Raw genomic sequence first — 14,817 nt, 5'->3', positions numbered from 1 at the left:
CGGGAATTGGCCGTCCGGGAATACCTCTCTGAGATCGTACGTTTCTGCTGTGACAAACAAGGTCACGGCCTTGCCCCAGAAATGCCCGCCGGGCCCTGCCAAATTTTCTCTGTAACAGGCTGACGAAGCCGATCCCGCAACAGCGGGGGCTACGCACCGACACGTTCAACGTTATGGGAGAAGCACCGTGAATCGGCAGCATGAGCAACATGACCTGCAGGCCCACATTCGAAGCCTTCACCGATTTGCAACGGGATTGACCGGCAATCCGGTCGACGCGGAAGACCTGGTTCAGGAATGCTTGCGGCGGGTGCTGGCGCATCTGAAGGGCGACAATTCGGTCACCAATCTTCGCGCCTACCTGTTTCGAACCCTGCGCAACGTCCATATCGATCAGTGCCGCAAGGTCAAGACGCGCGGCTATGAAATGAACGCGGATGCCGACGTCGAATTCCTCAGCGTGCCGCCCAGTCAGGAAGACCGGCTGCGCTGTATGGACATTTCGTCCGCCCTGGATTCGCTGCCCGACAGCCAGCGCGAAGTCATTCTTTTGTCCTGCCTTGAAGGCATGACCTATGAGGATGTCGCCGAGGTGACCGGCAATCCCATCGGCACCGTGCGGTCCCGGCTGCATCGGGGCCGCGCCGCACTGAGGGAGATGCTGGATCCGGCCCAGTATGACCATGAACCGATGCACGGTTCGAATTCGGTGACGATGCTCAGGAAGGCGTAAGATGCATCATACCTCCGGCAACACGATCCCTTTGGTTAGCGACCAACTCCTGGAGGATTACGCCGACGGTCGGCTGGATCCGCAGACCGAGCGGCGTGTCGAGGGGGTGATCGCTAATGACCGCGATCTGCGCGACAAGGTTCTGAGCATGATCGCGGTCCGTGAGGCGATCAGAAGCGATGTCGGGTCGCGGGCGGGAACGCCTCGCGATCCTTTGACCTGGGAGTTGGGCGATGCTGTCGAACGGCAGTTGCGGCGCCCCAAACGGGGCGGGCTCACTCGTATCGTGCCCTTCGGCGCGGTCGCCGCTTCGGCCGTTGTGCTGACCATTGCAGGAATGAACGGAGATTTCTTCGTCACCAAACCGGCCGACCTGCAGCAGGCTGCGGTCCAAACCTTGCTGCAGTCCGGAGTGCCGGCGCAGGTTGCGCAAACCAAGGAGGTTGAGCCGGGCGGCGAGGTCGTACCGGTTACCTCCGTGCCGGACCGGTCCGCGCAGACCTCGTCCGCCGAAGCGATGCCGGAAATCGTTCCGGATTTTTCAAAATTCGGCTTCGACCTTGTCGAGACCCGGCTTGTGGCCGGCAACCCCGATGACGCCGTCCATCTGCTTTACGAAGGCAAGAACGGACGTCGGCTGTCGCTCTATTACAGCGGCACCAAGGGCGAGGATAAGCAGCAGGTGTCGGTCCGGCAGGAAGGGCCGCTTGCCTTGCTGTTCTGGCACGCCGAAGGCCGTTCCTTCAGCATGATCGGGGAGGTTCAGCGCAATGAGCTGTTGGATATGGCCCGGACCGTGACGAAGGGAATCTCGGTCGACCAAAGTGCCGATAACGGACCGCAGGACGGAACCAATCCCGCGGTCGAACCGTCTTTGGATCAGGAAGGCGGGATCAAGGCCCGGTCGGACGCCTGAGCCGAATTTCCCGGGAAGCGGCGGTTCGGAGTACCGGTCCCGCCGTTTGAAACTGAAACCACAAAGACATGTTGAGGACGCAACGGAGAGTCTCCGAACGGGTGAATTTGCCCACATCCCGGATGAAATCCCGTCCTCATCGACGAAGGAATGAGCCAATGGCGACGCAGACTTCTATGGACGAGTTCGTGATTCCGCTGTCCCGGATCTCCATGCGCGACGTCGCGAGGGTGGGCGGAAAGAACGCGTCACTGGGTGAGATGATCGGGGCGCTGTCGGAAGCCGGCATTCGCGTGCCGGGCGGCTTCGCGGTAACCGTCGACGCCTATTGGGCCTTTGTGGAGCACAACGATCTTAAGCGTCAGATCGACGAACTGACCGGCCTGATCGATCCGACCGCCCAACACGCCCGCGTCATCGCCGCCGAGATCCAGGCGGCGTTTCGCCGTGGTCGGATGCCGGAACCTGTCGCGGCCAAGATCTGCGACGCCTATCACGCCATGCTGGCGGAGTCCGGCGAAGACAAGCTGCCGGTCGCCGTCCGGTCCAGCGCGACCGCCGAGGACATGCCGAATGCCAGTTTCGCCGGTCAGCAGGATACCTATCTCTATGTTCGGGGCTGCGAAGAGATCTTGCGGCGGGTTAAGGACTGTTTCGCATCCTTGTATAACGAGCGGGCCATCGCCTATCGCGCAGAGAATGCGATCGATGATGCGAACCTGGCCCTATCCGTCGTCGTGCAGCGGATGGTGCGCTCCGACAGCGGGTCGGCCGGCGTTGCGTTCTCGCTGGATACAGAGACCGGCAATCAGGACATGGTCGTCATTTCCGGAGCATGGGGGCTCGGCGAATCCGTTGTTCAGGGCAGCGTGGATCCGGACGAGTTCCAAGTCTTTGCACCGTTGCTGGAACGCGATGTTTCGCCGATTGTCGACCGGTCGACCGGCGCGAAGAAGACCATGATCGTGCCGGTATGGTCCGGCGACGGATTTACGGTTCGTGCGGTCGACACACCCCCGGAGAAGGCCCGCCGATTGTGCCTGGACGACGCGTCGGTTTTGGAACTGGCGCGCTGGGTGAAGCGGATCGAGGCGCATTATGGGCACCCGGTCGACGTCGAATGGGCGCTGGACGGTGAGACGCAGGAATTGTTCATCGTGCAAGCCCGGCCAGAGACCGTCATTTCGAACCGGTCGGATAGCGGCATGTGCCGGACGCGGATTTCGCAGAAGGGGGCACCGCTTACACGCGGCGTCGCAATCGGTGACGGCGCGGTTTCCGGCTGCGTGCGTCAAGTGGTGTCCCCGGGATTCCAGGACGAGTTTCAGGACGGTGAGATCCTGGTGACCGAAATGACCGACCCGAACTGGCTGCCGGTCATGCGGCGTGCCGCGGCAATCGTGACGGAAAATGGCGGCCGTACGTCCCATGCCGCGATCGTCGCGCGGGAGTTGGGGCTACCCGCCATTACCGGGGCCGAGGGTGCGATGGAAGCCCTGCGCCCCGGTGCGGAGGTCACGGTGGCCTGCTGCGAGGGGTCGATTGGGCGAGTCTACGAGGGCAGAGCGTTGATCGAGACCGAGGAGATCGATCTGTCCGACTGTCGGGAAACCCGGACAAAGGTGATGCTGAACCTCGCGGATCCGACTCGGGCGCCGAAATGGTGGCGACTGCCGGCGGACGGTGTCGGTCTGGCGCGGCTGGAATTCATTGTCGCAAATCAGATCGGGGCGCATCCATCGGCCCTGCTCAACCCCGCCATGGTCGATTGCGAGGCCACCCGCCGGAAAGTTGAGGCGCTGATCGGCACCTATGAGGATGGCCGAGCCTATTTCATCGACAAACTATCGACAGGCATCGCGAAAATTGCCGCCACGGTTTGGCCGAACCCGGTCGTCGTGCGGACCAGCGACTTCAAGACCAACGAATACCGGGACCTGCTCGGCGGCAGCGTGTTCGAGCAGCATGAGGAGAATCCGATGCTGGGCTGGCGCGGTGTCAGCCGTTATCTGCATCCCGATTATGCCGAAGCCTTCGCGATGGAATGCGAGGCCCTGCGCCAGGTGCGTATGGAGATCGGTTTCGACAACGTTCATGTCATGCTGCCTTTCTGTCGCACGACGGGTGAGGCGCGGGATGTCCTGGACCTGTTGCGTCGTCATGGCCTCACGCGCGGCGAGAATGGCTTGAAAATTCTGGTGATGTGCGAGGTGCCGTCCAACGTCTTTCAGGTCGACGGCTTCTGCGAGCTGTTCGACGGATTTTCCATCGGCAGCAACGATCTGACCCAGTTGATCCTCGGTGTCGAACGCGACAGCGGACGGCTGTCCTCGCTGTTCAACGAGAACGATCCGGCCGTCCGAACAGCGATCGAAACCGTCATTCAGCGCGCGCACATCCATGGCAGGACCGTTGGGCTGTGCGGACAGGCACCTAGCGACAATCCCGAATTCGCAAAGTTTCTCGTGGATGCCGGCATCGATTCCATTTCGGTCGTGCCGGACAGCTTCGCCGGGGTCAAGAAACTGGTCTGGGATATGGAATCGCCCGAACCGGCCTTGCAGGTCAGCGCGGCCGAATGACCGCAAACGCAGTGCAAACTCGGGAGTCACCGATGACCGATTATCATCACTTTCATCCGTCGATCCTGCGGGCCTACGATATCCGCGGTGTCTACGGAGACACTTTGAGAGACAGCGACGCCTATGCGATCGGTCGTGCCTTCGGCAGTCAGATCGCCGAACTGGGCGGCAAGTCCATCGCTGTGGGTTGGGACGGCCGGGCGTCGTCGCCGGCTCTTTCCATGGCCCTGTCCCAAGGCCTTGCGGAATGCGGTCTGACCGTGAAGCAGATCGGTTGCGGTCCGACGCCGATGCTGTATTTCGCCGTCCACCATCTGAAAGCCGATGGCGGAATCATGGTGACCGGGTCTCACAACCCACCGGACTATAACGGCTTTAAGCTGATGGCCGGAATAGCCGCGATCTTCGGAGAGGAGATCCAGTCGATAGGCCGTCGCGCCGCCCGGGCGGATTACGTCACCGCCCATGGTCACATCGAAAAGATTTCGGTCGAGACGGCCTATGTCGACCGGCTGACGCGCGATGTTCGTCTGGACGACAAGATGGCCTGCGGCTGGGATCCGGGAAACGGCGCGGTGGCCCAGATTCTCGAACCGTTGCTGGAGCGGATTCCGGGGCGCAATTTGCCGATCAACGATATCGTTGATTCCAGCTTCCCGAACCATCATCCAGACCCCAGCGATCCGAAGAATCTGGAGCAGGTCCAGCGGCTGGTCCGGGAAAAGGAACTGGACATCGGCTTCGCCTTTGACGGCGACGGTGATCGGTTGGGCGTCATCGACCGGAACGGCCGCATCGTTTGGCCGGATCAGCTGTTGGTGCTGCTGGCGCGGCAGGTCCTTGGAAAACTTCCGGGTCGTACGATCATCGCCGACGTGAAGGCCAGCCAGACATTGTTTGACGAAGTCGCGAAGGCCGGCGGCAAACCGCTGATGTGGAAGACCGGCCATTCCCTGGTGAAGGCCAAGATGGCGGAGACCAAAGCGCCGCTGGCCGGCGAAATGAGCGGCCACATCTTCTATGCCGACCGCTGGTATGGCTTCGACGACGCGATCTATGCGGCGCTGCGGTCCCTGGAAGCGCTGGCCGAAGACGGTCGGCCATTGCACGAAATTGTCGATGCCCTGCCGGTCACGGTTGCCACGCCCGAGATACGTATCGATTGCGGGGACGACGTGAAATTTGAGGTCGTCGATGCGGTCGGCCGCAGTCTGCATGGTTCACCGGGCAAGGTCATCGATATCGATGGGGTGCGTGTCGTCGGCGAGGACGGTTGGTGGCTGTTGCGAGCGTCCAATACTCAGCCGGCCCTGGTGGCGCGTTGCGAGGGCGTCGATGCCGCCGCTCTGGAACGTCTGCAGGCACAGCTTGACCGGGCCCTTTCGGAGGCCGGGTTAGGCAGTCCGGCAGAACCCGTCCGGGCGACCGCCTGACAGTTTCGGCGGAACCGGTTCAACCGATCCAACGACAGGAAACCTAAAATGAGACCAATCCGGAAAGCCGTCCTGCCCGTGGCCGGGCTGGGGACGCGGTTTCTGCCCGCCACCAAGGCGGTGCCTAAGGAGCTGCTGCCAATCATCGATACGCCGATCTTGAGTTACGCGATCGAAGAGGCAACGCAGGCAGGGATTACGGAGTTCATTTTCGTGATCGCCCGCGGCAAGGAAGGGATCGCAAAGCAGGTGGGGCACAATCCCGATCTGATGCGCACCTTGAACGCTGACGGGAAGGGCGACCTTGCGGCAGTGGTCGAAGCATCGACGATCCCGGAAGGCAGGGCAAGCTTCATCTATCAGGACAAGCCTATGGGGCTGGGTCATGCGATCTGGTGCGCCCGGCATGCCGTCGGTGACGAGCCGTTCGCGGTCCTACTGCCGGACGATGTCATTCTGTCGCCGCAGTCGGCTCTGGCGGATCTGCTGGCGGCCCACGAGGCGGTCGGCGGCAACATCGCCGCCGTCATCGATGTGGCGAAGCAAGATACCTCAAAGTACGGCATTCTGGCCGTAGAGGGGGAGGAGGGCCGGATGGTTCGGGCCTCCGACCTGGTCGAGAAGCCGGCCCCAGAGAAGGCGCCGTCGAACGTTGCGATTATTGGCCGCTATGTATTGGAGCCTGGCATCTTCTCGGCGTTGAGCGACACGAAGGCCGGGAGCGGCGACGAAATTCAGCTGACCGACGCGATGCGCCGGCGGATCGCCGACGCGCCGTTTCACGGCGTGAGGATCGACGGAACCCGGTTCGACTGCGGCACGAAGAACGGTCTTCTGGAAGCGACAGTCGCATTCGCCCTCGCGCGTGAAGACACGGCGGGAACCATGCAGCGCATCCTTTCGTCTTATGGGCAGCATTCGGCATGGAGCCGAGTAGGATAAAGGGAGTAGGCGAATGCCATACCATCAGGATATCTCCGCCTGCTTGCGGGATCGGGTCGAACTCGGTCTGAGCGAGAGCGAGCTTTCGTTTTTCCTCGACGCCTTGGATCCGGCCCTGGGCCGGCTGCGCAAGGCCTATCATGACGGCGGGATCGGCCTGCTGCGCGTCCCGGAACGCGAAGACGATTGGCCCGCTTTGAAGGAAGTCGCCGGCCGTTACCGCGCCAGCTTCAGCGATGTCGTGATCCTCGGCACCGGTGGCTCCAGTTTGGGCGGCCGCGCGCTCCACAACATGTCGAATATCGGGTTCTCGGAACGCAGCCGCGGCCCTCGTATGCACATCGTCACCAATATCGATCCATACAGTTTCGACGAGTTGCTGCGCTCACTGGATCTTTCGCGAACCGGCTTCATCGCCATTTCCAAATCCGGTGGAACGTCGGAGACCCTGCTGCAGACCTTGACCGTCCTGCCGATGCTGCTGCGGACGATCGGCCCGGAGATGACCAGCAAGGCATTCAGCATCGTGACGCAGAACGCCGACAGTCCTCTGCGCCGCATCGCGGGCAAGTACAATCTGCCGGTATTGGAGCATGACTCCGACGTCGGGGGCCGCTATTCCGTTCTGACCACGGTGGGCATGCTGCCGTCGCTGATCGCCGGCCTGGATGCCGAGGCCGTTCGGGAAGGCGCCCGCGAGATCCTGTTCCGCACGCTGGATTCGGGGCGCCCGGCCGACAGCGCACCGGCCGTGGGCGCTGCCGTGTCCGTCGGGCTTGAACGCTATCACTCGATCAGTTGCTCCGTCATGCTGGCCTATTCCGATCGGCTCGGGTCGCTTGCCCGCTGGTATCGTCAGCTCTGGGCGGAAAGCCTGGGCAAGGAAGGCAAAGGGACGACACCGATTTATGCCGCCGGTCCGGTCGATCAGCACAGCCAACTCCAGCTTTGGCTGGACGGGCCGCGCGACAAGATGTTCACGGTTCTGGGCGGGCCGGTCGCGCCGCTGGCCAAGCCGGTGGACTGTTCCGAGATCCGCGACCCGCGCCTGGATTTTCTCGATCAGGTCACGCTGGGCGACCTGATGGAAGTCTCCCGCCAGGCCACGACGGAGACGTTGATCGGGAATGGCTGTCCGGTGCGGACCATCGATATGGACGCGATCGACGAGCGCTGCATGGGCGCGCTGATGATGCATTACATGCTGGAAACCATTCTCGCCGCCGACCTGCTTTGCGTGAACCCGTTCGACCAGCCTGCCGTGGAGCACGGCAAGACGCTGGCGCGGCGCATGCTGCTGGAGCGCAAATCGGCCGCCGCGAGCATCATTCCGGAACGGGCCGCGTAGCTACTACCCTCCGCTCCTCCCAGGCCCGTTTCGGTACCGGCACGTCGCAGCTTCGGCTGCGGCGTGCCGGGCCTTGAATTCTCCCCTTAGCGCAAGCATGTCGGAGAGATGCGACACAAACAAATCATGGCGATATCAATCGCCTTAGCCCTGATAGCGGCGCTCGCCGGTTGCACCGACTTGCGTCAGACGGAACCCGATCGGACGGCGAATGAGCAATTGCTGATTTCGACCGCCGCCGACAAGGCCATCGCGCAGATCGACTTCGGCGACTTGCGCGAGCAGTCGGTCTTTCTCGAGACGGAATATCTGGAAAGTTACGACAAGCCCTATGTGATCGGCACGTTTAGGGCCCGGATCGCGCAGCAGGGGGGCTATCTCGCGGCCGACCGGAAGAAGGCGGAGTATATTGTCGAGATCCGGTCCGGGGCTCTCTCGATCAACCGCGAACTGTTCTATATCGGGGTCGGCGGATTCGAAGTCCCGATCCCCCTGTCTGAGGCCGTGGAGCTGCCCTTGGCCACGCTGTACGAAGATTTCGACCGGACCGCGATCGCCAAATTCGCGGCCGTGACCCTGGCGGCGGAGGATGGCCGCATGATCCAGAGCGTCGGACCGGTCTACGGCCTTGCTTGGATGGACGAGGATTCCGTTCTGGGAATCGGCTGGGACACGTCGAACACTCTACCCAAGGCCCTGCAGGACAATCCCCGGCCTGCTGAATAGGCCCCCGACAATTCGGCCTCGGTTCATTGAAAGCGGTACGTCCGCAGGTGTGGTGCTCGGTTTCCCTTAAGGGGTCACTCCAGAATGTCATCTGGCGCACCGTATGCGGCTGTATCGAGATGGAATGAAAAATGGTGTCCCCGGCGGGATTCGAACCCACGGCCCCAGGATTAGGAATCCTGTGCTCTATCCTGCTGAGCTACGAGGACACGCGGGCCCGCTATATCACGGTCCGGGCGCGGTTACCAAGTCCCGGTGTTGCCCATCGACGCCCAGGGTTCGGCCTGGGGCAGGGAGTCGCCGCGCTGCAGCAGTTCGATGGAGATATTGTCGGGCGAGCGGATGAAGGCCATGCGGCCGTCGCGCGGCGGGCGATTGATGGTGACGCCCTGATCCATCAGGCTCTGGCAGGTCTCGTAGATATTGTCGACGCGGAAGGCCAGATGGCCGAAATTCCGGCCGCCGGTATACTCTTCCGGATCCCAGTTATACGTCAGCTCCACCAGCGGCGCCTTTTCGGCGTCGGCATTGTCCTTATCGTCCGGCGCGCACAGCATGACCAGGGTGAAACGGCCCTGTTCGCTGTCATAGCGGCTGTGTTCCTGCATACCCAGCTTGTTGCAGTAGAAGTCCAGGCTGGCGTCGAGATCGGTCACGCGGACCATGGTGTGAAGATACTGAAGTCCCATCGGGCTTACCCCTCTGTCTGGAAGGATTGGCGGTGTCGCGTTTAGAGGTAGCGACCGGTCCCGCGTCCGGCAACCCCTTGCACCGGAACGCTCGGGAAAGGCAGTTGTGACGTCACACCCTGTCCGGTCAGACGAGATGCCCGAACAGGAACAGACAGGCGACGACGGCAGCCGTGATGCCGGCGAGATCGGCCAGCAGCGCCGCGCACAGCGCATGCCGAACCCGGCGGATCTGAACCGCGCCGAAATAGACCGCCAGGACATAGAAGGTCGTTTCGGTCGATCCCTGCAAGGTTGTGACCAGATAGCCGACATAGGAATCCGGGCCAATCGCCAGATCGCTGATGATCGAAGCCATGATGCCATAGGCACCGGACCCGCTGAGCGGCCGCATCAGGGCCATGGGCAGGGCTTCCGCCGGGAGGCCCAGCGGACCGGTGATCAGCCCGATGGGCGAGATCAGCAAATCCATCGCGCCCGATGCCCGGAACATGCCGACCGCAACCAGGATCGCGACCAGATAGGGGATGATCCGGACGGCGACATTGAACCCGTCGCGCGCGCCTTCGACGAAACTCTCATAGATCGGGACGCCCTTGGCGACGCCGAAGGTCAGGAAGCCGACCATCAGGCCCGGAATGATCCAGGGGGCAATGCTGGACCCGTAAGCGACGGTCAGCGGGATGAAGCCGATCAGGCAACCCAGCGCGATGGCGGACACCCAGAGCGGATAGGCCTCGCCCGCTTCCTGCGGCAAGGCTTCCCCTTCAGCGGGATGGGCATCTTGAACGTCGGCATCCGGCTTGTAGTCCGCATCCGGCGGCGGGCTTTTGAAATGGCGCTGCAACAGCTTGGCGCTGAGAATGGCGATCGTCGTCGAGCAGATTGTTGCGATCAGCGTCGTCGGGACGATACCCGCCGGGTCGCTGGATCCCGCTGCGGCGCGGATTGCGATGACACCGGTCGGCAACAGCGTCACCGACGAGGTGTTGATCGCCAGGAACAGCGCCATGGAATTGGTCGCGGTGCCCTTATGCGGGTTCAGCTTGTCCAGTTCCTGCATGGCGCGGATGCCGAACGGCGTCGCCGCGTTGCCGAGGCCCAACGCATTGGCGGAAATGTTCATGATCATCGCGCCCATGGCGGGATGCTCGGCCGGGACGTCCGGGAAAAGACGGACCAGCAGCGGCCGCAGCAGCTTGGCAACGATGCGCAGCAGGCCGCCATTCTCCGCCACTTTCATCAGGCCCAGGAACAGGGCCATGACCCCGATCAGACCGATGGCGAGGGTGACCGACGCCTCGGCCGTGCCGATCATCGACAGGCCGAGATGTTCCATCGGCGATTTGGCGGCTTCCTCGCCGGCCGCAGCGACCGGCGCGGTCCATGTCGCATGGCGATAGGCCGCCACCAGAAAGGCGATGGCGACCATGGCGAAGAAAATGATGTTCATGGCTGGAGGTCCCGCTGATTCGAGGCGCGATCACTGCGCCGCGATTCGGGGCTTCTGTCGATGGGCTTGGGGCGGTGACGCCTATTGGAACTGGTCGAGCAGGCGGTCGATGTAATCCAGTTCCTCGGACGACCGGTTGCGCTGACCGGCGCGGCGTCGCAATTCGTCACGGATTTCGCGGGCGCGTTCCAGGCTGCCCTCGTCCGGGACATCCACTTCGCCCTGCATTGGGCCGCGGAAGGTTTCGCTGGCCTGGCGCCCGAACGGGTCCATGGTCTGCTGTCCGGACTGGCCGGGCATTTGTTGCCCCAGGCCCATTTGGCGGTCGAAGCGTTCCATGAAGGCGTCGCGGGCAGCCTCGGCGGCTTCCTGCAAGGCGTCCATCGCCTGACCCTGTGCGCCCAGCGCCTCGCCGGGTTCCCCCTGGCCCAGCCGCTCGGAGGATTCCGCCATGCCCTCGTCGGCACGGCCGAAGGGTTCCGGGATCTCGCCCATCATCTCGCCGAACTGACGCATGATCTCGCCCAACTGACGGCGCAGGGCGTCCTGAAGCACGGCGTCGGCCCCGCCCTGACCGCCTTGCTGCCCTTGGTTGCCGTCGGCCTGGTTCTGGCTTTGGCCGTCCTGAGCTCCGTTGCGTTGGTTCTGACCTTGCTGTCCGCGCTGTTGGGTCTGGCGATGGGTGCGCTCCATCAATTCGCGCTGCCCTTCCATGATGTCCTTCATGTTCTCCAGAAGCTGCATCGCTTCCCGGTTTTCCTGGGACATCTGGGTCTGCATCCCGGCCTGCATGTTCTCCATCATGCGGCGCAGCTGTTCCAGCATCTGCGTGGCGCTTTCGGTCATCCCGTTGCGCATCATCTCGCGGATCTGGTCCATCATCTCGTTGATGTCCTGGGTCGAGATCATGTTGTCGCCGGGATTGAACTGCGGCACCTCTTCGCCGTCCTCCATGCTCTGGCGAAGCTGCTCGGTCATCGCCGACATATAGTCGTTCATGGCCGATTGCAGTTCATTCATCAGGCGTTCCAACTCCGCGTCGCTGGCCCCTTCGGCCAGGGCTTCCATCAGCGCCTGTTCGGCGGCGCGCAGCCGCGCCAGGGCCAGGGAAACGCCGCCGTCTTCCAGATACAGCGCCGTCTTCCACAAAAGATCCACGACCTCGTCGACCGCTTCCTTGCCGGACAGGTCGCCGCGCTTCGGGCGGCGCAGACGGGAATAGGCCTCGCGCAACGACAGGAAGACGGTCACGTCGTCGCCATAGTTCTCATGGCCCCAGGCCACGGCTTCCAGCGCGTCGGCCACCGGCAGGCGATTGCGGCCCGGATCCCAGGCAAGTTCGCGCCGCAGTTCGACGATGATCTGTGCGACCGGGTGATTGAACTTGCGCGCCGGCAGGATCAGCGTCACCGGCTCGGAGCGACCTTCTTGCCCCAGCGCGTCGGTGGCAACCAAGGTCAGGCGGACCTCGCCACCGGCCCAGGGATGGGAAGTATAATCGCGATAGACGCGGCGCGGCTTGCCGTATTTGGCGATGTCCGGAACGGGAAGAGGCGAAACGATCGCCATTTCCTCGTCGCCTTCGGCGCTGGATTGCGCCGATCCGATCGGCCGGTCGGCGCGTTCGATGACTGCGGACAGACTGACGATGCCGTAATCGTCCGATACCGTATGGGGGATGGTCAGCGCCTGCTGCAGACTGGGCGCCGGCGGTTCGGGCAGGGTGACGACCGGGGCTTCATCCGCAACCGTGTGGATGACCCAACCCGCCAGTTCCCGGCCGTCCGACAGAACGGTGACCGGACCGGTAGACGTCACTTCATGTTCGATGGCAAAGCCGCCTTCGGCAAAGGCGGTGAAGGGAATGGTGGCATTGGGGGTGACCAGGTCCGCATTCGGAATATCGCCCGTCACCTGGATCACCAGTTTGGAGCCGACCGGCGCGGTATGGTCCGGCCCGTTCGGGGCGACGGCTTCGTCCTGAGACGCAGGGTCGCCGCTGCGCGCGATGAATTGCGGCGGCAGGCCGGTATATTGCGGCGGTGCCAACCAGGCGTCGATGCCGATTGCCAGACCGGCCGTCGTGGCGGACCCGGTCGGCAGAAGCGCTTCCGTCAGTCGGGCGGGCGCATCGCGCCCCGCCATGCCAAGGCCCGCGACCAGCAGGACCATCGCGAAGATGCGCAAGGCCATGGGGTCCAGCCGCGCGAGCTGCGGCGCGGGGGGCCCGACGGACAGGGCGCGGATCCGCGCCGCGATACGCCGCCGATGTTCTTCCCATAAGGCGAGCTGGATTGGGTCGTCCGTGCTGGGCCGGTCGGCCAGCGATTCCAAGGGACGGTGGTCCAGGCCGTTGACGAGTTCAATCCGGCGCCGGGCGGAAATTCTGTCCGGCCAGGTCAGCGACCGTGCGCCGCGCCAGGCAAGGCCCAGAAATATCGCGGCGGACACCGCCAGAACGGCGATATGAGCCCAGATCGGCAGATCCGGCAAAAGCCCCGTCAGGGCAATGAACAGGAAGACCAGCGCGAAGGCTGCCGGTTGCCAGAAGGCTGCTTCCAGGCGTTCCCAAATCAAAACCGCGCGGGAGAGACCGACGGGCCATGCGCCCGCCTCTCGATCCTGGCCCCCCCGAGCCGTTTTTTGGGTCATCCTGTCGCTCCGATCCTTCTCGGTTCGCGGGTTTCGCCACTGCCGTCAGTGTGCAGCCAATCCGGTATGGAGTCCATGCCGATCAGGGCGTCATAGGTCTGGCGCGCCCGCACGACATCGAACCGGTCCCCGTCTACCATCACCTCCGGCACCAGCAGTCTGGAATTATAGGTCGATGCCATCACCGCGCCATAGGCCCCGGCACTGCCGAAGGCGACCAGATCGCCTTCCGCGATCGGCGGCAGCATACGGCCCTTGGCGAAGGTATCGCCGGATTCGCAGATCGGCCCGACCACGTCGACCGGCTGAAGGGCGGCATCCGCCGCCGCTTCAGCGACCGGCCGGATACCATGATGGCCGTTATACAGGGCCGGCCGGATCAGGTCGTTCATCGCTGCGTCCAGCACCAGGAAGTGCTTGGTCTCGCCCGGTTTCACGACCAAGGCCCGGGACAGGAGGATGCCGGCATTGCCGACGATCATCCGGCCCGGCTCCAACATGACCGGGCAGTTCAGGCGCGCGATCTCGGACGCGGCCATGGCGGCATAGGCGTCGGGCAGGGGCGGTTCCTCGGTGTCGTAGGGAATGCCCAATCCGCCGCCCAGATCGACCCTCACAATGCCGTGACCGGCGGCGCGAAGACGATCCACCAGATCCGCCACACGGCGGAAGGCCTGCCGGTAGGGTTCCAGATCGGTCAACTGGCTGCCGATATGGACCGCGACCGACACCGGCTTGATGCCGGGCAGAGAGGCCGCCAGCGCATAGATCGCGTCGGCCTTGTCGATGTCGATGCCGAACTTGTTCTCTTTCTTGCCGGTGGAAATCTTCTCATGGGTCTTGGCGTCGACATCCGGATTGATCCGGATCGCGATCTCCGCGACCTGGCCGAGACCGCTCGCAACCTTGGACAGCAGGTGCAATTCGCTTTCGGATTCGACATTGATCTCGTGAATTCCGGTTTCCAGCGCAAACCGCAACTCGCTTTCGGTCTTCCCCACGCCGGAAAAGACGATGCGTTCCGGTGGAATGCCCGCAGCGAGCGCCCGGCGCAATTCGCCTTCCGACACCACATCCGCGCCGGCGCCCAGACGGCCCAGCAACGCGATCACCGCCAGATTGCTGTTCGCCTTCACCGCATAGCAGATCGTCGCGTCCAGCCCGGCCTTGGCGAAGGCATCGGCGAAAACGGTGTAGTGGCGCGTCAGGGTCGCGCGGGAATAGACATATGCCGGCGTGCCGACTTCTTCCGCAATGCGGGTCAGGGGCACGTCTTCGGCATGCAGAACGCCGTTGCGGTATTCGAAATGGTTCATCGGGTCGGCACTTTCATTCTGGACCGG

At 63.2% G+C, this 14,817-nt stretch carries 11 protein-coding genes and 1 tRNA gene; 7 read left to right on the top strand and 5 right to left on the bottom strand.

The features are described from left to right. The first annotated feature begins 187 nt into the window (after positions 1-187). The 7 genes from ACO06O_RS10970 to ACO06O_RS10940 all read left to right on the top strand — a co-directional run bounded on the left by ACO06O_RS10970 (position 188) and on the right by ACO06O_RS10940 (position 8,680). On the top strand, positions 188-733 hold the full coding sequence (locus tag ACO06O_RS10970) for an RNA polymerase sigma factor (protein WP_421879521.1): 546 nt from the start codon (positions 188-190) through the stop codon (positions 731-733). Between the two features lies 1 nt (position 734). Then, entirely contained in the window at positions 735-1,649 is a 915-nt protein-coding gene (locus ACO06O_RS10965; RefSeq protein WP_421879517.1) for an anti-sigma factor family protein, read from the top strand. 158 nt (positions 1,650-1,807) lie between these two features. Further along, positions 1,808-4,231 (top strand): phosphoenolpyruvate synthase, encoded by a 2,424-nt coding sequence (gene ppsA, locus ACO06O_RS10960; RefSeq protein ID WP_421879512.1) that lies wholly within the window; start codon positions 1,808-1,810, stop codon positions 4,229-4,231. Positions 4,232-4,263: 32 nt separating this feature from the next. Then, a complete protein-coding gene (pgmG, locus tag ACO06O_RS10955) occupies positions 4,264-5,664 on the top strand; it encodes a phosphoglucomutase/phosphomannomutase PgmG (RefSeq protein ID WP_421879509.1) in 1,401 nt (466 codons plus the stop codon). Between the two features lie 48 nt (positions 5,665-5,712). Beyond that, positions 5,713-6,606 carry a UTP--glucose-1-phosphate uridylyltransferase gene (locus tag ACO06O_RS10950; protein WP_421879506.1) on the top strand — a complete coding sequence of 298 codons (894 nt, stop codon included), beginning with the start codon at positions 5,713-5,715 and terminating at the stop codon, positions 6,604-6,606. Between the two features lie 13 nt (positions 6,607-6,619). Beyond that, the gene (locus tag ACO06O_RS10945) at positions 6,620-7,954 is read left to right on the top strand and encodes a glucose-6-phosphate isomerase (RefSeq protein WP_421879502.1); all 1,335 of its coding nucleotides are present in this window, start codon (positions 6,620-6,622) and stop codon (positions 7,952-7,954) included. Between the two features lie 126 nt (positions 7,955-8,080). Beyond that, entirely contained in the window at positions 8,081-8,680 is a 600-nt protein-coding gene (locus ACO06O_RS10940; RefSeq protein ID WP_421879498.1) for a DUF6655 family protein, read from the top strand. 132 nt (positions 8,681-8,812) lie between these two features. Here the strand turns inward: ACO06O_RS10940 and ACO06O_RS10935 are convergent. From ACO06O_RS10935 to lysA, 5 genes are all read right to left on the bottom strand, one after another. Next, a tRNA-Arg gene (locus tag ACO06O_RS10935) sits at positions 8,813-8,889 on the bottom strand. 33 nt (positions 8,890-8,922) lie between these two features. After that, complete coding sequence (locus tag ACO06O_RS10930; protein WP_421879494.1) at positions 8,923-9,369, bottom strand: VOC family protein; 447 nt, start codon at positions 9,367-9,369, stop codon at positions 8,923-8,925. A gap of 127 nt (positions 9,370-9,496) precedes the next feature. After that, a complete protein-coding gene (locus ACO06O_RS10925; protein ID WP_421879490.1) occupies positions 9,497-10,822 on the bottom strand; it encodes a nucleoside recognition domain-containing protein in 1,326 nt (441 codons plus the stop codon). Positions 10,823-10,903: 81 nt separating this feature from the next. Beyond that, positions 10,904-13,474 (bottom strand): TIGR02302 family protein, encoded by a 2,571-nt coding sequence (locus ACO06O_RS10920; protein ID WP_421879486.1) that lies wholly within the window; start codon positions 13,472-13,474, stop codon positions 10,904-10,906. Continuing rightward, positions 13,471-14,790, bottom strand: a complete 1,320-nt coding sequence (lysA, locus tag ACO06O_RS10915; RefSeq protein WP_421879483.1) for a diaminopimelate decarboxylase — start codon at positions 14,788-14,790, stop codon at positions 13,471-13,473. The genes ACO06O_RS10920 and lysA overlap by 4 nt, the downstream gene beginning before the upstream one ends. Positions 14,791-14,817: the final 27 nt, after the last annotated feature.

The sequence above is a fragment of the Pacificispira sp. genome (genome assembly GCF_965228185.1).
In the GTDB taxonomy this organism is placed as follows: domain Bacteria; phylum Pseudomonadota; class Alphaproteobacteria; order UBA8366; family Aestuariispiraceae; genus Pacificispira.
This window is presented reverse-complemented; position numbering and strand designations above follow the sequence as displayed.

Excerpts from the sequence above, each read along its gene's own strand:
- ACO06O_RS10965 (WP_421879517.1), top strand. The coding sequence starts at position 735 with ATGCATCATACCTCCGGCAACACGATCCCTTTGGTTAGCGACCAACTC.
- ACO06O_RS10925 (WP_421879490.1), bottom strand. The coding sequence starts at position 10,822 with ATGAACATCATTTTCTTCGCCATGGTCGCCATCGCCTTTCTGGTGGCG.
- ACO06O_RS10930 (WP_421879494.1), bottom strand. The coding sequence starts at position 9,369 with ATGGGACTTCAGTATCTTCACACCATGGTCCGCGTGACCGATCTCGAC.
- pgmG (WP_421879509.1), top strand. The coding sequence starts at position 4,264 with ATGACCGATTATCATCACTTTCATCCGTCGATCCTGCGGGCCTACGAT.
- ACO06O_RS10950 (WP_421879506.1), top strand. The coding sequence starts at position 5,713 with ATGAGACCAATCCGGAAAGCCGTCCTGCCCGTGGCCGGGCTGGGGACG.
- ACO06O_RS10940 (WP_421879498.1), top strand. The coding sequence starts at position 8,081 with ATGGCGATATCAATCGCCTTAGCCCTGATAGCGGCGCTCGCCGGTTGC.
- ppsA (WP_421879512.1), top strand. The coding sequence starts at position 1,808 with ATGGCGACGCAGACTTCTATGGACGAGTTCGTGATTCCGCTGTCCCGG.
- ACO06O_RS10920 (WP_421879486.1), bottom strand. The coding sequence starts at position 13,474 with ATGACCCAAAAAACGGCTCGGGGGGGCCAGGATCGAGAGGCGGGCGCA.
- lysA (WP_421879483.1), bottom strand. The coding sequence starts at position 14,790 with ATGAACCATTTCGAATACCGCAACGGCGTTCTGCATGCCGAAGACGTG.
- ACO06O_RS10945 (WP_421879502.1), top strand. The coding sequence starts at position 6,620 with ATGCCATACCATCAGGATATCTCCGCCTGCTTGCGGGATCGGGTCGAA.